Annotated in this window: 17 protein-coding genes; 11 read left to right on the top strand and 6 right to left on the bottom strand. The window is 60.7% G+C overall.

The genetic code is table 11. From position 1 onward, the window contains the following. Nucleotides 1–2: 2 nt before the first annotated feature. The 5 genes from menD to menE are packed head-to-tail and all read left to right on the top strand — an operon-like array spanning nucleotide 3 to nucleotide 5,623. The gene (gene menD / locus ACOTX5_RS03350; RefSeq protein WP_015572277.1) at nucleotides 3–1,673 is read left to right on the top strand and encodes a 2-succinyl-5-enolpyruvyl-6-hydroxy-3-cyclohexene-1-carboxylic-acid synthase; all 1,671 of its coding nucleotides are present in this window, start codon (nucleotides 3–5) and stop codon (nucleotides 1,671–1,673) included. Further along, a complete protein-coding gene (gene menH, locus ACOTX5_RS03345) occupies nucleotides 1,670–2,446 on the top strand; it encodes a 2-succinyl-6-hydroxy-2,4-cyclohexadiene-1-carboxylate synthase (protein WP_033487373.1) in 777 nt (258 codons plus the stop codon). The genes menD and menH overlap by 4 nt, the downstream gene beginning before the upstream one ends. Then, nucleotides 2,443–3,300 carry a 1,4-dihydroxy-2-naphthoyl-CoA synthase gene (gene menB / locus ACOTX5_RS03340; RefSeq protein ID WP_003859452.1) on the top strand — a complete coding sequence of 286 codons (858 nt, stop codon included), beginning with the start codon at nucleotides 2,443–2,445 and terminating at the stop codon, nucleotides 3,298–3,300. Before menH ends, menB begins: the two co-directional genes overlap by 4 nt. After that, nucleotides 3,300–4,265 carry an o-succinylbenzoate synthase gene (menC, locus tag ACOTX5_RS03335; protein ID WP_032102727.1) on the top strand — a complete coding sequence of 322 codons (966 nt, stop codon included), beginning with the start codon at nucleotides 3,300–3,302 and terminating at the stop codon, nucleotides 4,263–4,265. Before menB ends, menC begins: the two co-directional genes overlap by 1 nt. Then, complete coding sequence (gene menE / locus ACOTX5_RS03330) at nucleotides 4,262–5,623, top strand: o-succinylbenzoate--CoA ligase (protein ID WP_032102726.1); 1,362 nt, start codon at nucleotides 4,262–4,264, stop codon at nucleotides 5,621–5,623. The genes menC and menE overlap by 4 nt, the downstream gene beginning before the upstream one ends. Here the strand turns inward: menE and ACOTX5_RS03325 are convergent, their stop codons facing one another. Genes ACOTX5_RS03325 through ACOTX5_RS03315 form a run of 3 tightly spaced genes read right to left on the bottom strand, consistent with a single transcriptional unit; the run spans nucleotide 5,624 to nucleotide 8,573 of the window. Further along, a complete protein-coding gene (locus ACOTX5_RS03325; protein ID WP_006811365.1) occupies nucleotides 5,624–7,138 on the bottom strand; it encodes a tripartite tricarboxylate transporter permease in 1,515 nt (504 codons plus the stop codon). 11 nt (nucleotides 7,139–7,149) lie between these two features. Beyond that, nucleotides 7,150–7,581, bottom strand: a complete 432-nt coding sequence (locus tag ACOTX5_RS03320; protein WP_003859443.1) for a tripartite tricarboxylate transporter TctB family protein — start codon at nucleotides 7,579–7,581, stop codon at nucleotides 7,150–7,152. An 11-nt stretch (nucleotides 7,582–7,592) separates the two neighbouring features. Further along, nucleotides 7,593–8,573 (bottom strand): Bug family tripartite tricarboxylate transporter substrate binding protein, encoded by a 981-nt coding sequence (locus ACOTX5_RS03315; RefSeq protein WP_006811363.1) that lies wholly within the window; start codon nucleotides 8,571–8,573, stop codon nucleotides 7,593–7,595. 152 nt (nucleotides 8,574–8,725) lie between these two features. Between ACOTX5_RS03315 and tctD the strand changes: the two genes are divergently transcribed. The 4 genes from tctD to ACOTX5_RS03295 all read left to right on the top strand — a co-directional run bounded on the left by tctD (nucleotide 8,726) and on the right by ACOTX5_RS03295 (nucleotide 12,762). Further along, nucleotides 8,726–9,400 (top strand): transcriptional regulator TctD, encoded by a 675-nt coding sequence (gene tctD, locus ACOTX5_RS03310; RefSeq protein WP_006811361.1) that lies wholly within the window; start codon nucleotides 8,726–8,728, stop codon nucleotides 9,398–9,400. Continuing rightward, nucleotides 9,387–10,796: a sensor histidine kinase gene (locus ACOTX5_RS03305; RefSeq protein ID WP_023304141.1), complete on the top strand. Its 1,410-nt coding sequence runs from the start codon at nucleotides 9,387–9,389 to the stop codon at nucleotides 10,794–10,796. The genes tctD and ACOTX5_RS03305 overlap by 14 nt, the downstream gene beginning before the upstream one ends. A 129-nt stretch (nucleotides 10,797–10,925) precedes the next feature. After that, the gene (locus ACOTX5_RS03300) at nucleotides 10,926–11,468 is read left to right on the top strand and encodes a YfaZ family outer membrane protein (protein ID WP_017383419.1); all 543 of its coding nucleotides are present in this window, start codon (nucleotides 10,926–10,928) and stop codon (nucleotides 11,466–11,468) included. Nucleotides 11,469–11,562: 94 nt separating this feature from the next. Continuing rightward, nucleotides 11,563–12,762: a nicotinamide mononucleotide deamidase-related protein YfaY gene (locus ACOTX5_RS03295; protein ID WP_017693016.1), complete on the top strand. Its 1,200-nt coding sequence runs from the start codon at nucleotides 11,563–11,565 to the stop codon at nucleotides 12,760–12,762. A gap of 31 nt (nucleotides 12,763–12,793) precedes the next feature. Here ACOTX5_RS03295 and glpC read toward each other — a convergent pair whose 3' ends face one another. Genes glpC through glpA form a run of 3 tightly spaced genes read right to left on the bottom strand, consistent with a single transcriptional unit; the run spans nucleotide 12,794 to nucleotide 16,816 of the window. Next, a complete protein-coding gene (gene glpC, locus ACOTX5_RS03290) occupies nucleotides 12,794–13,984 on the bottom strand; it encodes an anaerobic glycerol-3-phosphate dehydrogenase subunit GlpC (protein WP_023295077.1) in 1,191 nt (396 codons plus the stop codon). Further along, the gene (gene glpB / locus ACOTX5_RS03285; protein WP_045910710.1) at nucleotides 13,981–15,198 is read right to left on the bottom strand and encodes a glycerol-3-phosphate dehydrogenase subunit GlpB; all 1,218 of its coding nucleotides are present in this window, start codon (nucleotides 15,196–15,198) and stop codon (nucleotides 13,981–13,983) included. Before glpB ends, glpC begins: the two co-directional genes overlap by 4 nt. Next, nucleotides 15,188–16,816, bottom strand: a complete 1,629-nt coding sequence (gene glpA / locus ACOTX5_RS03280; RefSeq protein ID WP_015572285.1) for an anaerobic glycerol-3-phosphate dehydrogenase subunit A — start codon at nucleotides 16,814–16,816, stop codon at nucleotides 15,188–15,190. The genes glpB and glpA overlap by 11 nt, the downstream gene beginning before the upstream one ends. Nucleotides 16,817–17,066: 250 nt before the next feature. Between glpA and glpT the strand changes: the two genes are divergently transcribed. Both glpT and glpQ read left to right on the top strand, forming a co-directional pair. Further along, the gene (glpT, locus tag ACOTX5_RS03275) at nucleotides 17,067–18,419 is read left to right on the top strand and encodes a glycerol-3-phosphate transporter (protein ID WP_045910711.1); all 1,353 of its coding nucleotides are present in this window, start codon (nucleotides 17,067–17,069) and stop codon (nucleotides 18,417–18,419) included. A gap of 11 nt (nucleotides 18,420–18,430) precedes the next feature. After that, a complete protein-coding gene (glpQ, locus tag ACOTX5_RS03270; RefSeq protein WP_017693020.1) occupies nucleotides 18,431–19,492 on the top strand; it encodes a glycerophosphodiester phosphodiesterase in 1,062 nt (353 codons plus the stop codon). The last annotated feature ends 11 nt before the right edge of the window (nucleotides 19,493–19,503 follow it).

Genomic DNA, 19,503 nt, shown 5'->3' with positions numbered 1-19,503 from the left:
TCATGTCAGTAAGTTCTTTTAACCGACGCTGGGCGGCGGTGATCCTTGAAGCCCTGACCCGTCATGGTGTCAGGCATGTGTGTATTGCCCCGGGCTCTCGCTCCACGCCGCTCACCCTTGCTGCCGCGGAAAACCGGGCTTTTATTCACCACACCCATTTTGATGAGCGGGGTCTGGGCCATCTGGCGCTCGGGCTGGCGAAAGTCAGCAAAGCGCCCGTGGCGGTGATAGTCACCTCCGGCACGGCGGTGGCGAACCTCTATCCGGCGCTGATAGAAGCGGGATTAACCGGCGAAAAGCTGATTTTACTCACTGCCGACCGTCCCCCGGAACTTATTGACTGCGGTGCTAATCAGGCGATTCGTCAGCCTGGCATTTTTGCCTCGCATCCTTCACAGACGGTCTCGTTGCCGCGCCCCACCCAGGATATTCCCGCCAGCTGGCTGGTCTCAACCCTCGACCACGCCATGAACGCACTGCGCAGCGGCGGGCTGCACATTAACTGCCCGTTTGCCGAGCCGCTGTACGGTGAAATGAACGATACTGGCCTCGTCTGGCAACAGCAGCTGGGAGACTGGTGGGAGAGTGAAAAACCCTGGCTGCGCGAGCAGACGCATCTGGAAAGCGCAAAACAGCGCGACTGGTTCTTCTGGCGCCAGAAGCGCGGCGTGGTGATTGCCGGGCGGATGAGTGCGGCGGAAGGCAAGCTGGCGGCGGAGTGGGCACAAACGCTTGGCTGGCCGCTGATTGGTGACGTGCTTTCCCAGACGGGCCAGCCGCTGCCCTGCGCCGACCTCTGGCTGGGTAACGCGAAAGCGGTTACCGAGCTGGCGCAGGCGCAGATTGTCGTCCAGCTGGGATCGAGCCTGACGGGGAAGCGTCTGCTCCAGTGGCAGGCCACCTGTACCCCAGAAGAGTACTGGCTGGTGGACCCGCTCGAAGGACGCCTTGACCCGGCGCACCATCGTGGCCGCCGCCTGGTGAGCGATATTGACAGCTGGCTGGAATTGCATCCGGCGGAAAAACGCAAACCCTGGGCGGTGGAGATCCCGGCGCTGTCACGTCAGGCGTGGGAACTCACCAAAACGCAGTGCGAGGCGTTCAGTGAAGCCGGGCTTGCGCACCGTATCCGCAAATATCTTCCCGAGCAGGGACAACTTTTTGTCGGTAACAGCCTGGTGGTGCGCCTGATTGACGCCTTTTCGCAGCTGCCGGCGGGTTATCCGGTGTACAGCAACCGGGGCGCGAGCGGCATTGACGGCCTGATCTCCACAGCCGCTGGCGTACAGCGGGCCAGCGCGAAATCCACGCTGGCGATTGTGGGGGATCTCTCAGCCCTCTACGATCTCAACGCGCTGGCGCTCCTGCGTCAGGCGTCGGCCCCGTTCGTGCTGATTGTTGTGAACAATAACGGCGGGCAGATTTTCTCGTTGCTGCCGACGCCGCAAAGCGAGCGTGAGCGCTTCTATCTGATGCCGCAAAACGTGCAGTTCGAACACGCCGCCGCCATGTTCAGCCTGAAGTACCATCGCCCGGAAAACTGGGACGCGCTGGAGACGGCGCTGAACACCGCCTGGCGGCAGCCTGGCGCGACGCTGATTGAGCTGGTGGTAAACGATGCTGACGGCGCGCAGAAGCTGCAACATCTGCTTGCGCAGGTGAGTCACCTGTGATCCTCGCAGGCTTCTCCCAGCCAGGAAAACCAGGCTACCCCTGGCTGGTTTTCCTGCACGGTTTTTCCGGCGACTGTCGCGAGTGGCAGGCTGTCGGGGCGTCGCTGCATGACTACCCCCGGCTCTACCTTGACCTGCCCGGGCACGGTGGTTCAGCGGATACGGGCGTGACGGGGTTTGCAGAGGTAAGTGAATTGCTCTCGCATACCCTTGTTAGTTACAACATACTAAGATACTGGCTCGTGGGGTACTCCCTCGGCGGCCGCATTGCGATGTTCCATGCCTGCCAGCATCCTGCGGGGTTAGACGGGGTGATTGTGGAAGGTGGACACCCGGGCCTGCAAGACGCCGATGCGCGCCAGGCCCGGCTGATCTCTGACCGCCGCTGGGCGTCACGGTTTCGCAGTGAGCCGCTGGAGGCCGTCTTTGCCGACTGGTATCAACAGCCGGTCTTTGCCTCACTTACGGATGATCAGCGCAGGGCGCTGATCGCGCTGCGCAGCCGGAACAACGGCCCGAGGCTGGCAGAGATGCTGGAGGCCACCTCGCTTGCCGTTCAGCCTGATTTACGTCCCGCGCTCATCGCGCGTGATTTTTCTTTTGACTATCTCTATGGCGAACGTGACGGGAAGTTTGCAGCTATCGCCGCTGAACTTAACGCCACGCGTCATGCTATCCCTCACGCCGGACACAACGCCCACCGGGACAACCCGGACGCGGTTGCCGCGAGTCTGGCTCAGATACTGCGTTATCGAACAAAGGACACGCTATGATCTATCCTGATGAACACATGCTTTACGCGCCGGTTGAATGGCAGGACTGCTCCGAAGGCTACACCGACATTCGTTACCACAAATCCGCCGATGGTATCGCCAAAATTACTATCAACCGTCCACAGGTGCGCAACGCATTTCGTCCGCTGACCGTAAAAGAGATGATCCAGGCGCTGGCGGATGCCCGCTACGACGACACTATCGGCGTCATCATCCTCACCGGGGAAGGGGAGAAAGCCTTCTGCTCCGGCGGCGATCAGAAAGTCCGCGGTGACTACGGCGGATACCAGGATGATGCGGGCACGCACCACCTGAACGTGCTGGATTTCCAGCGCCAGATCCGCACCTGTCCAAAACCGGTGGTCGCGATGGTGGCAGGGTATTCCATCGGCGGCGGTCACGTGCTGCACATGATGTGTGACCTGACGATCGCGGCGGAAAATGCCATTTTCGGTCAGACTGGCCCGAAAGTCGGCTCTTTCGACGGCGGCTGGGGCGCGTCCTATATGGCGCGCATTGTCGGTCAGAAAAAAGCCCGCGAAATCTGGTTCCTGTGCCGTCAGTACAACGCCCAGGAAGCGCTGGATATGGGGCTGGTTAACACCGTGGTGCCGATCGCCGATCTGGAAAAAGAGACCGTGCGCTGGTGTCGCGAAATGCTGCAAAACAGCCCAATGGCGCTGCGCTGCCTGAAAGCGGCCCTCAACGCCGACTGTGACGGTCAGGCGGGCCTTCAGGAGCTGGCAGGTAACGCCACCATGCTGTTCTATATGACCGAAGAGGGTCAGGAAGGGCGCAACGCGTTCAACGAAAAACGCCAGCCGGACTTCAGCAAATACAAACGGAACCCGTAATGCGTTGCGCGCAGGTTTACCGCTGGCAGATACCGATGGACGCGGGCGTGGTGCTGCGTGAACGGCGGTTAAAAACCCGTGACGGCTTTTTCGTGCATCTCCGGCAGGGCGAGCGGGAAGGGTGGGGCGAAATCGCCCCGCTTCCGGGCTTTAGCCTGGAAACGCCGGACGAGGCGCAGGCTGCGCTGATGGCCTGGACGTACGAATGGCGTGAGGGAGCAGTTCCGGCGCTGCCGGACGTACCTTCCGCCGCGTTCGGCATCAGCTGTGCGCTGGCAGAGCTGGACGGCAGTTTACCGGACGCGGCGAACTATTGCGCCGCGCCGCTCTGTACCGGCGATCCGGATGAACTTTTCGCGCTCCTTTCCGCGATGCCTGGCGAGAAGGTGGCGAAAATAAAGGTTGGCCTGTACGAAGCAGTGCGCGACGGAATGGTGGTTAACCTGTTACTGGAAGCCATTCCCGATCTACACCTGCGCCTGGACGCCAACCGCGCCTGGACGCCGCTCAGGGCGCAACAGTTTGCGAAGTACGTCAACCCGGCGTACCGCAGCCGCATCGCGTTTCTCGAAGAGCCGTGCAAAACGCGCGACGACTCGCGCGCCTTTGCCCGGGAAACCGGCATTGCCATTGCCTGGGATGAGAGCCTGCGCGAAGCCGATTTCGCGTTTGCCGCCGAGCCGGGCGTCAGGGCCGTGGTGATTAAGCCAACGCTGACCGGCAGCCTCGACAAGGTGCGCGAGCAGGTTGCGGCGGCCCATGCCGCAGGGCTGACGGCGGTGATCAGTTCATCCATCGAATCCAGCCTCGGCCTGACGCAGCTGGCGCGCATCGCTGCATGGTTAACGCCGGACACCGTTCCCGGTCTCGATACGCTAAACCTGATGCAGGCCCAGCTGATTCGTCAGTGGCCTGGCAGCACCTTGCCGTGCCTCGACGTCGGGGCGCTGGAGCCATTGCGATGAGTTTTACCGACTGGCCGTGGCGGCACTGGCGCACCCGGAGTGCCAATAAACCCGCGCTGCGTTTAGACGATATAACGCTCAGCTGGTCTCAGCTGGGCGAGCGTATCGATCGTCTCGCAGCCGGTTTTCAGTCTCAGGGCGTTACGGACGGTGATGGCGTCATGCTGCTCGCCCACAACCACCCGCAGACCCTGCTGGCCTGGCTGGCGCTGCTTCAGTGCGGCGCCCGCATTTTGCCGGTGAACCCTCAGCTTCCCCGTCCGCTGCTGGACGTCCTCCTGCCGCAGATGACCCTGCGCTTTGCGCTGGTGCTTAACGGTGAGTATGACGGTCTGCCCGGTCTGGTATTAAGAGAGGGCGAGGGGCAGGGCGGCGTCACGTGGCGGGTAGAACGCCTGGCCTCAATGACGCTCACCTCTGGCTCCACCGGCTTGCCGAAAGCGGCGGTGCACACCTGTGCCGCCCACCTTGCCAGCGCAAAAGGGGTGCTGGCGCTGATGCCTTACGGCGATAGCGACGACTGGCTGCTCTCTCTGCCGCTGTTTCACGTCTCCGGTCAGGGGATTTTGTGGCGCTGGTTGCAGGGCGGAGGCCGTCTCACCGTGCGTGAAAAACAGCCGCTGGAACAGGCGCTACAGGGCTGTACCCACGCCTCGCTGGTGCCAACGCAGCTGTGGCGGCTGCTTAATTCACACCATCCCGTCGCGCTGAAAGCCGTGCTGCTCGGCGGGGCGGAAATCCCCGTTGCGCTGACCGAACAGGCGCGCGAGCAGGGGATCCGTACGTTCTGCGGCTACGGTCTGACCGAGTTCGCCTCCACCGTCTGCGCCAAAGAGGCCGACGGCGCGCCGGACGTGGGCAGCGCGCTGCCGGGCAGAGACGTTCAGGTGGTGAACGGTGAAGTCTGGATCCGGGCGGAAAGCATGGCGGCGGGCTACTGGCGAGACGGCGCATTATTGCCGCTGGTCAATGAGCAGGGCTGGTTCGCCACCCGCGATCGCGGCGAGTGGCATGACGGACGCCTGACCATTCTGGGCCGAATGGACAATCTCTTTTTCAGCGGCGGAGAAGGGATCCAGCCCGAAGCGCTGGAGCGCGTTATCGCCACGCATCCGCAGGTAAGCCAGGCGTTTGTCGTTCCGCTGGATGATGCCGAGTATGGGCAACGTCCGGTGGCGGTAGTGGAATGCGAGCCGGGCACGGATATCACGCTGCTGCCGGAGTGGGTTCAGGGCAGGCTGGCGCGCTTTGAGCAGCCGGTACACTGGCTGGCGCTGCCGTCAGAACTGAAAAATGGCGGGATTAAAATCTCCCGCCAGGCGTTAAAGCAGTGGGTCAATGCCCTGTTGAGGGGCTAATCAGCCGATATCCGGCTGCGGTTTGTGCTGGCGTCGGCGGACCCAGCGCAGCACCGGCGGCACGACAATCACCATAATCGCCATTGCCAGCAGGATCTTCGTCACGCTGCTCTCCCACAGGATCCCCATGTTGCCATTGCTGATGGAGAGGGCGCGGCGCAGGTTTTGCTCCAGCATTTCCCCCAGCACAAACCCTAAAATCAGCGGCGACATCGGGAAGTGCATCTTGCGCAGAATGTAGCCCAGCACGCCGAGCAGCACCATCAACACCAGGTCGAAGGTGGTGCTGTGCACCGCGTACACCCCAACCGCAGAGACGGCGGCGATGGCCGGGACCAGGAACCACAGGGGAATGGTCAGCATGCGGGTGAACAGGCCGATCAGCGGGATGTTCATTACCAGCAACATCACGTTGGCGATCAGCAGGGCGGCAATTAAACCCCAGACGATATCGGGCTGCTCGGTAAACATCGCCGGACCCGGGGTGATGTTATAGAGCGTCAGCGCGCCCATCATTACCGCCGTGGTGCCGGAGCCCGGCACGCCGAGGGTCAGCATCGGGATAAACGAGCCGCAGGCCGAGGCGTTATTCGCCGCCTCCGGCGCCGCCACGCCGCGGATATCGCCTTTGCCGAAGCTGTCGCTGTTACCGCTCAGCTTTTTCTCGGTCATGTAGGTGATGGCGCTGGCGATAGTAGCCCCCGCGCCGGGCAGAATGCCGACGAAGAAACCGATCACCGACGAACGCAGGGTGGCGCCAATACACTGCGCCCCCTCTTTGGCATTAAAGAGCATACGTCCGGTTTTACGCACCAGCGTCTGCCCGCTGCTGGTATGCTCCAGCATCAGTAAGATTTCTGAGACAGAGAACAGACCAATCACCACGACGATAAACTGCACGCCGTCGGAGAGATGAACGCTGTCGAAGGTAAAACGATAAACCCCGGTGTTGGCATCCACGCCGACGGTCGCCAGACTGAGGCCAATCAACGCAGACAAAAACGACTTCAGCGGATTCTGCGCCATCATGCTGCCGAGACAGGCGATGGCGAACACCATCAGGGCAAAATACTCGGCCGGACCAAACGCCAGCGACCACTGGGCCAGCGCCGGGGCGAAGAGGATGATGCCGCCAATGGCGATCATGGAGCCAAAGAACGAGCTGACGGCAGAAATAGAGAGCGCCACGCCGCCGCGCCCCTGCTGCGCCATCGGGTAGCCATCCAGCGCGGTCATAATGGCGGCGGCATCGCCGGGCACGTTAAGCAGAATCGAGGAAATACGCCCCCCGTATTCGCAGCCGATATAGACCGTCGCCAGCAGGATCAGCGCCGATTCCGCAGGCAGGTGCAGCGCAAAGGCCAGCGGCAGTAAAATCGCCACGCCGTTGATAGGGCCAAGGCCCGGCAGCAGGCCGACGATGGTCCCGACGAAACAGCCGATCAGGGCGATCACCAGGTTTTCCGGGGTCATCGCTACCGCGAACCCCTGAGAGAGATAGATCCAGGTATCCATAGCGTGCTCCGTTAGTTAAACCATGCGCCGAGCGGCAGGGTTACGTCCAGCAGGCGGTCGAAGGCGTACCAGAGTAAAATGCCCAGTACGACCCCGGAGATCCCCGCCGCAGGCAGCGAGGCGTTAAACAGTATGCCAATCACCATCGTCAGCAGGGCGGTGGCAATCGGGAAGCCGAGCCACTCAAAGCCCCACGCATACATCAGCAGGACAATTACCATTACCAGCAGACGTTGCAGCGTACGGCGTGGCGGCCACTCCACGGTATCCGGATGGCGCAGCAGCAGCGCCACCGAGCAGAGCAGCATCAGGCCGACTATGCCGACGGGGAAGGGGCGTGGCCCCACGGGTTCATAGCTGTATTCGCTGTGGATCTGCCAGGCGACGAACATGCCGCCAATGCAGAGCAGCAGCCATATCCCGGCAAAAATGCGATCGCTCATAGCGCCTCCGGTTATTTCGCCAGACCAAAGGCTTTCGCCTGTTCGCGGTAGTCATTCACCTGTTTTTTGACATACTCGTCCAGCTGCTTGCCGTTCAGGTTGAACTCAAACAGCCCGCGCAGATCGCGCTGTTTTTTGAACTCCTCGGTTTGCTGAAGTTTTGCGAAGGTATCCACCCACCACTGGTACTCGGCGTCGGTCACTTTTGGCCCGACGAAGAAGCCGCGGATGATCGGCCAGACCAGGTTATAACCCTGCTCTTTAGCGGTTGGGACGTCTGCCAGCTGGCCCGGCAGACGGTTTTCCGAGAAGACCGCCAGCACGCGGATCTTATCCCCGCTCAGGTAGGGCACCATTTCGCTGAGATCGCCCGATACCGCCTGGACGTGATTGCCCATCAGCGCCGTCACCGGCTCGCCGCCGCCTTCAAAGGCCACGTAACGCATCTTGTGCGGATCCACTTTGGCCTGCTGCGCCAGCAGCGCGGCTTTCATCCAGTCCTGGCTGCCGATAGAGGCGCCCGCGCCAATGACCACGCTGTTCGGATCTTTTTCCATGGCGGTCAGCAGATCTTTCAGGGATTTCCACGGGGAGTCCGCGCGCACGGCGATCATGCCGTAATCGGTGCCTACGGTGGCGAGCCAGCGCACGTCATTCACGTCATAACGACCAAATTTCCCCTGCGACAGGTTCAGCAGCGAACCGCCGGAGAAGGCCACCACGGTGCCCGCTTCGGCAGGGCGCTGCGCGACGATGGCGTTATAGGCTACCGCGCCCACGCCGCCGGGCATGTAGGTGACGCGCATCGGTTTCTCGATGGCCTTCGTCTCCAGCAGGCTGACCTGAATCAGCTTACAGGTCAGGTCGAAGCCGCCGCCGGGTTTGGCCGGGGCGATACATTCGGTACGGGATGGCGCGTCTTGCGCCTGGACGACAGAGGCACTCAACAGCAATACGCTTGCAGCAAGGGTAGAAAGTAATTGTTTTTTCATCGTTTATCCTCACGCCGGAGAACCGGGAGTACGGGTACGGGTGTATTTTTTCTGATTATGTGAACCACCTTGTAGCGGTTCCGTTGCGTGATTGTTAAAACAATAACCTTTCATTTCCCTTTCACTGCGACACCAACTTTACAGGATGTGATATGCGTCTCTTACTGGCGGAAGATAATCGTGAGCTGGCTCACTGGCTGGAAAAAGCGCTGGTACAAAACGGATTTGCCGTGGATTGCGTCAACGATGGACGGGCGGCCGATCATCTTTTGCAGGGAGAAAACTATGCCGTCGCGATCCTTGATATCGGCATGCCCGGCTTCGACGGGCTGGAGGTGGTGCATCGCCTGAGAAAACGCGGGCAGACGCTGCCGGTGCTGTTTCTTACCGCCCGCAGCAACGTGGCAGACAGGGTGAAGGGGTTGAATGCCGGGGCGGATGACTACCTGCCGAAACCGTTCGAGCTGGAGGAGCTTGATGCCCGCCTGCGCGCGCTGCTGCGCCGCAGCGAAGGACGAACCCAGGAGCGCCAGCGGCTGGGAGAGCTGGAGTACGATGATGAAGGCTTTTTTCTGCTGCGCGATGAACCCCTTTCCCTCACGCCGCGCGAACTCTCTTTGCTGAAGGTGCTGATGCACCGCCGGACCCGTCCCGTCTCCCGGCAACAGCTTTTCGACCAGGTATTCAGCCTGAACGACGACGTCAGCCCCGAGAGCATCGATCTCTATATTCACCGCCTGCGTAAGAAGCTGACCGGCAGCGGGGTGCGGATCATTACCCTCCGGGGGCTGGGCTACGTGCTGGAGTGCGGCGATGAGGTGGGTTAAGCCGCAGTCGCTTTACCTGCAACTTTTGCTTTTTCTGGGTTTGCCGCTGCTGCTGTTATGGGGGCTGTCAGCCTTTAACAGCTACGTTAGCGCGTTACAGGCGGCGACGCAGGCCTATGACCGCACGCTGTTATCCTCGGCGCGCACGGTGTCAGAGCGGCTGGTGGTGCACAACGGTAAACTCCAGGTGAACGTGCCCTGGGTCGTGCTCGACAGCTTCGAGCTGAACATGAACGATCGCCTCTATTACAAGGTCGTGGACCCTGACGGGCGGACGATCTCCGGCTACGACGATCTGCCGAATATGCCTCCCTCCACGTCGCGCACTACACACTATCCGGCGCTGGCGTGGTTTTATCATACCGAGTATCGCGGGCAGGCGATCCGCGTGGCGAAGCTGCTCCAGCCGGTTAACGAGGACAGTGTGTTCGGGATGGCGGAGATCTACGTCGCCGAAACGTTGCAGTCGCGGCGCTATCTGGCCACTCAGCTGCTGTTTTCCTCGCTCGTGTCGCAGGGGCTGCTGGTGCTGCTGACGCTGGTCCTGACCGCGTGGCTGCTGCGTCGCGTGCTGCGCCCGATGCGGCAGCTCTCGTCCCTGATGGTGCGCCGTGAGCCGGGGCTGCTGGCTCCGCTGCCGGAGCTGCTGCCCTGGTCGGAAACGCGGCTGCTGATTGTGGCATTTAACCGCTATATCGACAGGTTGCGCGGCGTACTTTCGCGGCAGGCGCGCTTTAACGCCGACGCCTCACACCAGCTCAAAACGCCGCTGGCGGTGCTGAAAACCCAGGTATCGGTTGCCCTGACGCGTAACGATCCGGCGCTGTGGCAGGAGAGCTTACGGGCGATGAACGTCACGCTGGATAACACCATCGTGCTGACGGAAAGGCTGTTGCAGCTTTCGGCGGTGAAGCGAAAAGAGCAGGGGGAGCGACAGTTTGCGCCTGTCGATCTGGTACAGGTGGTGCAAAACTGCTGCTTTTCCCGGCTGGCGCAGGCGCGCAGCAAGGGTATCGATCTCGGTTATGACGGCGTACAGCAGCCGGTAATGATTGAGGGGGATGACGTGTTGCTGGGCGAACTTTGCGCCAACCTGCTGGAGAACGCGATCAAATACACACCGGAGCAGGGCGTCGTGACGGTGTACCTGCGCACGGCTAACGATGCCGTTGAGCTGAGCGTGGAGGACAGCGGACCGGGCATTGCTGAAGACCAGATCTCCCAGGCCATGCTGCCGTTTCATCGGTTGGATAACGTGGGCGATGCCGCCGGGTCCGGCATTGGCCTGGCGCTGGCTAACGATATTGCCCGCCTGCACCGCAGCCATCTTCAGCTGATGCCCAGTGAAAATCTGGGTGGGCTGAGCGTGAAAATGCGCTTTCTGATGCAGGTATAAATGCCGATATTATCAAATCGTTACAAACTAATTGCCCGCCGCACGCGGAGTCCATTGATCACACAGGCAGTCAGGTTAAAATCTCGCGGTTTTTGGACATCTCTGAATAAATTGTGCGGGATCACGACAATGAAAAAAGTGGCATTAATGGGCTTAAGCGGCCTGATGTTTGTTTCAGCAGCGGCAAACGCAATTTCCTTCAACGGCTCGGCGGGACAAGATTATACCCATCTGGGCTTTGGTCTTGGCACGGATAGCGCAGGCCTGGCAATGACCGGCGGCTGGACGCACAACGACGACGATGGGGATGCGGCAAGCCTGGGCCTCGGCTTCAACGTGCCGTTGGGTCCCTTCCTGGCGACCGTCGGCGGTAAAGGCATTTACACCAACCCGAACGACGGCGACGAAGGCTACGCGGCGGCAGTGGGCGGCGGCTTGCAGTGGAAAATTGGCGACAGCTTTGGCCTGTTCGGTGAGTACTACTACTCCCCGGATTCCCTCTCCAGCGGTATCGACAGCTATCAGGAAGCTAATGCCGGCGCGCGCTGGACCATCATGCGTCCGATCACCATCGAAGCGGGCTATCGCTATCTGAACCTGGCCGGTAAAGACGGCAACCGCGACAACGCCCTGGCAGACGGCCCGTACATTGGCGTGAGCGCCGGTTTCTAATCCTCTCGGCGCGGCGTTCAGTCGCGCCAGTTTCTCTCTTCCCCCGGTCCTCGATTGCGCTATAGTGTTTTGACCATTGAAATGGGAGAACACAATGATAAATGTGGAAATGTTATCCACTGGCGACGAAGTGCTGCATGGGCAAATCATTGATACCAATGCCGCCTGGCTCGCCGATCTCTTCTTTGAGCAAGGATTACCGTTAACGCGCCGCAACACCGTAGGTGACAATCTTGAGTCGCTGGTCAACGTTCTGCGCGAGCGCAGCGAACGCTGCGACGTGCTGATTGTGAACGGCGGGCTGGGACCCACCAGCGACGATCTCAGCGCGCTGGCCGCCGCCACGGCCAAAGGCGAAGGCCTGGTTCTGCACGAGGCGTGGCTGGCACAGATGGAGCGCTTTTTCTCCGGGCGTGGCCGCGTGATGGCCCCCAGCAACCGCAAGCAGGCTGAAATTCCCGCCAGCGCGGAACTGATTGATAACCCGGTCGGCACCGCCTGCGGGTTTGCCGTTCAGCTGAACCGCTGCCTGATGTTCTTCACCCCGGGCGTCCCGTCGGAATTTAAAGTGATGGTCGAGCAGCAGATCCTGCCGCGCCTGCGCGCGCGCTTTACGCTGCCTGAACCGCCGCTGTGCCTGCGTCTGACCACCTTTGGTCGCTCGGAAAGCGATCTGGCCCAGAGCCTCGATCACCTGCAACTGCCTCCTGGCGTGTCGATGGGCTATCGCTCCTCCATGCCGATTATTGAACTGAAGCTGACCGGACCGGCGTCAGAGAAAGCCGCCATGCTGGCGCTGTGGCCGGAAGTGCAGCGCGTCGCCGGGGAAAGCCTGATTTTCGAAGGAACGGAAGGGCTGCCGGCGCAGATCGCAGCGCATTTGCAGTCCCGCCAGTTGAGCGTGACGTTAAGCGAGCAGTTTACCGGTGGGCTTCTGGCGCTTCAGCTTACCCGGGCGGGTGCGCCGCTGCTGGCCAGTGAAGTGGTGCCGTTCCAGCAGGAGACGCTGGCGCAGACGGCGCGCTGGGCGTCCGAGCGCAGAGTGAAGCATTTCGCCGGGCTGGCGCTGTTTGTGGGCGGGCTGGATGAGGAGCACCTCAACTTTGCCCTGGCAACGCCGGAAGGGACGCACGCCCTGCGGGTCAGGATGAGCATTACCCGCCACAGCCTGGCCGTGCGTCAGGAGGTGTGCGCGATGATGGCGCTGAACATGCTGCGCCGCTGGCTGAACGGGAAAGAGGTCGCCAGCGAGCACGGCTGGATCAACGTCGTCGAATCGCTGTTCGTGGAGTGAGAGTGTGCCGGGGCCGCGTCCCCGGCAACGGTTACGCCAGCGCTTTTGCCAGCAAGGTAATGGGATGTTCACAGCGTTTGCTGGTGGACATCTCGATCTGCCACTTGCAGGTTTCGCAGTCCGTCACCACGATATCTGCGCCGCTCTCTTCAATCTGGCGGAACAGCGGCGCGCCAATGGCCTGTGACGTTGGGTAGTTTTCACGCTTGAAGCCGTACGTGCCTGCGATGCCGCAGCAGCGTGAGTCCAGCACCGTCAGCTCCAGCCCGGGGATCAGACGCAGCAGCTCAAGCGTATAGATCGACCAGCCCATCTTCTCCATATGACATGGCGTGTGATACACCACCTTCAGCGGCAATTTGCCCAGCGGTAACGTCTGCCCGCTGTCCAGTTTGCGCCAGAGAAAACGGGTCGCCAGCTCAATGTGCTCGCGCAGGCCGGTGTTATCCACCTCCAGCAGATGCGGATATTCATCGCGCAGCGTGAAGGTACAGGTTGACGACGTCGCCAGTACCGGTATCCCTTTGTCGACGATCGCCTCACGTAAAGAGGTGACGTTGCTGCTCGCCTGCTTGCGCGCTTTGTCGATGAAGCCGTTGGCAATCAGCGGAACGCCGCAGCACTTTTCTTTGCTCAGCAGCTGAACGCCCGTTCCCATGGCGTTCAGGACTTTCAGCAGGTCTTTCCCCAGCTGCGGATGGTTGTAGTTCACGTAGCAGCCGTGGAAGAAGGCGACCTGCTCAGAGAACTGCGCCTGTTCTGCCGCCACGGATTTAAACCAGCGGCGGAAGGTGCCGTGAGAATATTTCGGCAGACTGCGGTGATGGTCGATTTTGAGCGTCGCATCCAGCAGCCTGCGCACCGGCTTCAGGGCGGTGGCAGCATTGACGACCGGCGCGAAAGGCGTCGAGAGGCTACCCATCAGATCGGTGTGGCTCAGTATCGCGTCACGCAGCGTCGGTTTTTGCGTACTGTAGCGGGCGCGGGCGCGCTGGATGATATCGCCTATTTTCACGTCCGACGGGCAGGCAACTTCGCAGCGTTTGCAGTTGATGCAGTATTTCAGCGCCTCGTCGTAGAGCGCGCCATCCTTGAGGCGCAGACGCTCCCCGTCGGGACCGGCCTGTTTCGGGCCGGGATAGCGCGGATCGACGCCGCTGACCGGGCAAACCGTGGTGCAGACCGTGCATTTGATACAGCTTTCAAATTGGGTGTCGTTCATTGTGCTCCCTCCCTGCGCTGGATAATCTGCTCCGCGACATGCAGCGCAGTGACGGCGCAGACGCCGCCACCGCAGCCCTGCGCCACGGGATCGTACCCGCCCAGAACCGAGCCGATGGCGTAAAGATTTTCAACCGGTTCCCCGCCCAGCCGCGGGCGCAGTTGGCTGTCGACGATCACGCCGAACTGCTGCCAGGGCTGCGGGGTGAAGAAATCGCTTTGATACCAGTCCGCGCGGGAAGCGCTTTGCCGGACGTCCAGACCGAGGATCGCCTCACGCACGCCATCCCGGCTGCTCAGCAGACCGTTACTGAAGAAACTGCCGCTTGCCAGCACCGTAAAGCGTGCGCGAAGCGGGATGTCGCCGTGGTTGCGGGTCCAGATTTCGCTTACCGCGCCCTCAGCCAGGATGATTTTTTTCACCTCGTCGCCTGCCATCCAGACGCCACCCTGGGCAACAAACTGACGCTGAAGCTGGGTGTGCAGACGAATGCCGGGCACGGAAGGGGGGAGCGTCGGCAGTAAACCGAGCGTACAGGGCAGGCGCGCCGAGAGCCAGCGCCAGAGCCGGTTGTCCGTTAAGCCAAAACAGGCGGGCATAAACAGGGCGTCGCAGGTCTCGCCGAGCGGTTGAAGCGCCGCGTACAGCTGCGGCCAGTAACTTTCATTATCCAGCAGGCGGGCAATGTTCACCGCACGAAACTCGCTGGGGTTTTCGCGCAGCACGTCGAGTTCGGGGAGATCAATCTCCGCCGTATCCACCTGAACACCCTGCTGTCTGAGAGACGCGGCGGCCAGATGCGGCTGGAAATCGAGGAAGCCGCTGATCCCCACCACCCGCACGCGCTCGGCAGCGATGGGGGCGACAGGCACCTCTTCCGGGCTAAGCCAGGCGGCGCGCAGGGTGCCGAGCGGCGTGACGCGCTGATGATTTTGCTCGGCGTCACCCTGCATGCGTGCGCCGCAGGTGGTGAGCAGGTGTTCGGTTTCGCAGGCAAAGCGGGCCATATTCTCTGCGCCCGTCAGGCGGTAGGGATGTTCAGGCGGCAGATCGGCGAACGATAGCACGCCCAGTAAATCCAGCGAGCCGGAAGAGAAGTGCAGGGCACTCTGACCGCGAGTGACAATGGCGCAGCGCAGACCCCGCTGCGTCAGTTTGAGGCCGCACAGCAGGCCCGCCAGCCCCCCACCCACAATCACGGTATCAAATTTCATGGTTGTGCTCCTTCTCCAGACCGCAAAGCCCCTGATAGACCCAGCGGGTAAACTCGCTTTCGCGCAGGGCATCGCCCCAGGCGACGGGCTGAATGCCTTTCCAGCGCTCGTTTAAAAAATCGCTGAGCTGGGCAAGCGACTGGGTTGACGTGGTGGCGTGAAAACGTTGCAGCAGCCCGGCGGCACGGCAGGCGCACAGCTCCCCCTGACAGGTGCCCATCCCGACGCGCGTGCGGCGGCGTAAATCGAGCAGGTTGTTCACCGTCAGGTTTTCCACGGCATACTGCACCTCGCCTGCGGTTACGGCTTCGCATTCGCACACCAGGCTGCGGCTGAGTCGCCCTTCACCGAGCCAGGTTGGGGTGCGGTCGCCGTGACGGTAAATCGCCGAACCGCGAAGCGGGGCAGGGAGTGAAATGATTTTGTGCAGCGTTTTTTCTGTCGATTGCTGCGAGCCGGGCAGAGCCTGTTCCGCCGTCACGCACGGTGCGGTGTTGCCGAGCTTACGGCAGACGGCATCGGTGGCCCACTGGGCCATCAGCCGGTAGGTCATCAGCTTGCCGCCGGTAATGGTGATAAACCCGTCCATGCCGTCGCGTTCGGCGTGATCGAGCAGCACGATGCCGCGGCTGACGTTACGCCCGCTCGGATCGTTATCGCTGGCGACGAGGGGACGCACGCCCGCGTAGGCACGCAGAATACGCGTCTGCGCCATCACCGGGGCCAGCTTTTCCCCTTCGCGCAGCAGGATATCCACCTCTTCAGCGGTGACGCGGTTGTAATCAATTTCGCTGTAGTCCACATGCATTGAGGTCGTGCCGATTAACGAAATGGTGTCCCCCGGCACGAGGATATCGGCGTCAGACGGTTTACGGCAGCGGTTGATGACATGGTTATTGATGCGGTGGTCGAGGATCAGCAGCGAGCCTTTCGCCGGGAACATGCGCACCGACAGGTCCGCGTATTCCGCGATGCGCTGGCCCCAGATCCCCGCCGCGTTGACCACGACGGCGGCATACAGCTCGCGGTGTTCGTTGTACTGCGCATCAAACACGCGCACCCCGCGCACGGTATTACCTTCACGAATAAGCCCGGTGACGTGATGCCCGGTCAGGATCTGGGCGCCATGTTCCCGCGCGTCGAGCATATTGGCGGCGGTCAGGCGGAAAGGATCAACGGTTCCGTCCGGTACTTTTACCGCGCCCAGTAACGCCGGGTTTACCGAGGGTTCAAGACGGCGCGCCTGCGCAGGATCGATCGCCTCGGCCTGAATGCCTGCCGCCGTGCAGGCGGTGATAAAGGTTTGCTGAAAGCCGAGGTCATCTTCTGGAAGGGTGATAAAAAGACCGTTGGTCGGTTCAACGCAGTGGCGGGCGATGCGCCTGAGGATCTGGTTTTCAGCGATACACTCGCGTGCTGACTCAGCGTCAGTGACCGCATAGCGGGCGCCGCTGTGCAACAGACCGTGATTACGTCCCGTCGCGCCGGTGGCGATATCGTGGCGTTCCAGAAGCGTGACGCTCAATCCCCGCAGGGCGCAGTCGCGTGCGATGCCGGCACCCGTCGCGCCACCGCCAATGATAATCACATCGCTGAAGCGTGGATCGTGAATTGTCATTGCCTTTCCTCTATGTTCGTTTTTTAGCATTTAGCCACATTGATCGTGTGGTTTGTTTGATTTCGAACATAAACGCGCGAAATTCGAAAGTGAAACGTGATTTCATGCGCTTTTTTGCGCATTCTGTCATATTTCTGTAACAATCTGTGCGTTGATTCACAGTAACATTCACCGTGATTTCTTAACATCGCCGCCTCTGTAGCCGGGCGCGAGATGCCCGGTCATTTTTTGAAAGGCCACGGAGGCTGTTATGCTCAGTATCTTTAAACCTGCGCCACATCGGGCGCGACTGCCAGAGGCAGAGATTGATCCTCTCTACCGCCGTCTGCGTTGGCAAATCTTCCTCGGGATCTTCTTCGGGTATGCGGCGTACTATCTGGTACGTAAAAACTTTGCGCTCGCCATGCCGTACCTGGTGGAGCAGGGCTTCTCTCGCGGCGATCTGGGATTTGCGCTGTCGGGGATCTCCATCGCGTACGGTTTTTCGAAGTTCATTATGGGGTCGGTGTCGGATCGTTCGAATCCGCGCGTGTTCCTGCCCGCCGGTCTGATCCTCGCGGCAGCGGTGATGCTGTTCATGGGCTTTGTGCCGTGGGCGACCTCCAGCATTGCCATCATGTTCGTGCTGCTGTTCCTCTGCGGCTGGTTCCAGGGGATGGGATGGCCGCCATGCGGACGCACCATGGTTCACTGGTGGTCACAGAAAGAGCGTGGTGGAATTGTATCTGTGTGGAACTGCGCACATAACGTCGGGGGCGGGCTTCCGCCGCTGCTGTTCCTGCTGGGGATGGCCTGGTTCAACGACTGGCATGCCGCGCTCTATATGCCAGCCTTTGGCGCCATTCTGGTGGCGATTATCGCCTTCGCTCTGATGCGCGACACCCCACAGTCCTGCGGCCTGCCGCCGATTGAAGAGTACAAAAACGACTACCCGGATGATTACAGCGAGAAGCACGAAGAAGAGCTGACGGCAAAGCAGATCTTCATGAAGTACGTGCTGCCGAACAAGCTGCTGTGGTACATCGCGGTGGCAAACGTATTTGTCTACCTGCTGCGCTACGGCATCCTCGACTGGTCGCCAACCTACCTGAAAGAGGTGAAGCACTTCGCGCTGGATAAATCCTCCTGGGCCTATTTCCTGTATGAATACGCGGGCATTCCCGGCACGCTGATCTGCGGCTGGATGTCGGACAAAGTGTTTAAGGGCAACCGTGGGGCGACGGGCGTGTTCTTTATGACGCTGGTCACCATCGCGACGGTCGTTTACTGGCTTAACCCGCCGGGGAATCCGGGTGTGGATATGACCTGTATGATCGTCATCGGCTTCCTGATTTATGGTCCGGTTATGCTGATTGGTCTGCATGCCCTGGAGCTGGCGCCGAAGAAAGCGGCAGGCACGGCGGCAGGCTTTACCGGTCTGTTTGGCTACCTCGGCGGTTCGGTCGCTGCGAGCGCCATCGTCGGCTACACCGTCGACTTCTTCGGCTGGGATGGCGGCTTTATGGTGATGATTGGCGGCAGCGTGCTGGCTGTTCTGCTGCTGGTTGTTGTGATGATTGGTGAAAAACGTCACCACGCCGAAGTGCTGGCGCGTCGTCAATAAGGAGCATTGCGATGAAATTAACTCAGTTAGCGACAGGTCTGCTGCTGGCGGGCCTGATGACAGGCTCCGCGCTGGCGGCGGATAAGATCGTGATCGCCCACCGTGGCGCCAGCGGTTATCTGCCGGAGCATACGCTGCCGGCAAAAGCGATGGCCTATGCCCAGGGCGCGGATTATCTGGAGCAGGATCTGGTGATGACGAAGGACGACCAGCTGGTCGTTCTGCATGACCACTATCTTGACCGCGTGACGGACGTGGCGGAGCGTTTCCCGGATCGCGCCCGTAAAGATGGTCGCTACTACGCCATCGACTTCACGCTGGCGGAGATCCGCTCGCTGAAGTTTACCGAGGGCTTCGAGATTGAAAACGGTAAGAAGGTACAGGTCTATCCGGGACGTTTCCCGATGGGCAAGTCTGACTTCCGTATTCACACCTTCGAAGAGGAGATCGAGTTTGTTCAGGGGCTGAACCACTCGACAGGAAAAAATATCGGTATCTACCCGGAAATCAAAGCGCCGTGGTTCCACCATCAGGAAGGGAAGGACATTGCCGCGAAGACGCTGGAGGTACTGAAAAAGTACGGCTACACCAGCAAGCAGGATAAGGTTTTCCTGCAATGTTTCGACGCCGCGGAACTGAAGCGCATCAAAACCGAGCTGGAGCCGAAAATGGGGATGGATCTCAATCTGGTGCAGCTGATTGCGTATACCGACTGGAATGAAACCCAGGAAAAACAGCCGGACGGGAAGTGGGTGAACTACAGCTATGACTGGATGTTTAAGCCGGGCGCGATGAAGCAGATTGCGCAGTACGCCGACGGCATCGGGCCGGATTACCACATGCTGGTGGCGGAAGGCTCAACGCCGGGTCACGTGAAGCTGACGGCGATGGTGAAAGAGGCGCATGCGAGCAAGATGCAGGTGCATCCGTATACCGTACGCGCAGACCAGCTGCCGGAGTATGCGACGGACGTGAATCAGCTTTACGACGTGCTGTATAACCAGGCGGATGTGGACGGGTTGTTTACGGATTTCCCGGATAAAGCGGTGAGCTTTTTGAAGGATAAACGCTGAAATTGCCGGGT

The organism is Enterobacter cloacae complex sp. IR5441 (assembly GCF_049238215.1).
In the GTDB taxonomy this organism is placed as follows: Bacteria; Pseudomonadota; Gammaproteobacteria; order Enterobacterales; family Enterobacteriaceae; genus Enterobacter; species Enterobacter hormaechei_C.
Note: the sequence above shows the minus strand (reverse complement) of the source record. Positions and strands in the feature narration are given on the sequence as shown.

What these genes read in the sequence shown, in the direction of transcription:
- menD (WP_015572277.1), top strand. Translation starts at nt 3, where the DNA reads ATGTCAGTAAGTTCTTTTAACCGACGCTGGGCGGCGGTGATCCTTGAA.
- menB (WP_003859452.1), top strand. Translation starts at nt 2,443, where the DNA reads ATGATCTATCCTGATGAACACATGCTTTACGCGCCGGTTGAATGGCAG.
- menC (WP_032102727.1), top strand. Translation starts at nt 3,300, where the DNA reads ATGCGTTGCGCGCAGGTTTACCGCTGGCAGATACCGATGGACGCGGGC.
- menE (WP_032102726.1), top strand. Translation starts at nt 4,262, where the DNA reads ATGAGTTTTACCGACTGGCCGTGGCGGCACTGGCGCACCCGGAGTGCC.
- ACOTX5_RS03325 (WP_006811365.1), bottom strand. Translation starts at nt 7,138, where the DNA reads ATGGATACCTGGATCTATCTCTCTCAGGGGTTCGCGGTAGCGATGACC.
- ACOTX5_RS03320 (WP_003859443.1), bottom strand. Translation starts at nt 7,581, where the DNA reads ATGAGCGATCGCATTTTTGCCGGGATATGGCTGCTGCTCTGCATTGGC.
- ACOTX5_RS03315 (WP_006811363.1), bottom strand. Translation starts at nt 8,573, where the DNA reads ATGAAAAAACAATTACTTTCTACCCTTGCTGCAAGCGTATTGCTGTTG.
- tctD (WP_006811361.1), top strand. Translation starts at nt 8,726, where the DNA reads ATGCGTCTCTTACTGGCGGAAGATAATCGTGAGCTGGCTCACTGGCTG.
- ACOTX5_RS03305 (WP_023304141.1), top strand. Translation starts at nt 9,387, where the DNA reads ATGAGGTGGGTTAAGCCGCAGTCGCTTTACCTGCAACTTTTGCTTTTT.
- ACOTX5_RS03300 (WP_017383419.1), top strand. Translation starts at nt 10,926, where the DNA reads ATGAAAAAAGTGGCATTAATGGGCTTAAGCGGCCTGATGTTTGTTTCA.
- ACOTX5_RS03295 (WP_017693016.1), top strand. Translation starts at nt 11,563, where the DNA reads ATGATAAATGTGGAAATGTTATCCACTGGCGACGAAGTGCTGCATGGG.
- glpC (WP_023295077.1), bottom strand. Translation starts at nt 13,984, where the DNA reads ATGAACGACACCCAATTTGAAAGCTGTATCAAATGCACGGTCTGCACC.
- glpB (WP_045910710.1), bottom strand. Translation starts at nt 15,198, where the DNA reads ATGAAATTTGATACCGTGATTGTGGGTGGGGGGCTGGCGGGCCTGCTG.
- glpA (WP_015572285.1), bottom strand. Translation starts at nt 16,816, where the DNA reads ATGACAATTCACGATCCACGCTTCAGCGATGTGATTATCATTGGCGGT.
- glpT (WP_045910711.1), top strand. Translation starts at nt 17,067, where the DNA reads ATGCTCAGTATCTTTAAACCTGCGCCACATCGGGCGCGACTGCCAGAG.
- glpQ (WP_017693020.1), top strand. Translation starts at nt 18,431, where the DNA reads ATGAAATTAACTCAGTTAGCGACAGGTCTGCTGCTGGCGGGCCTGATG.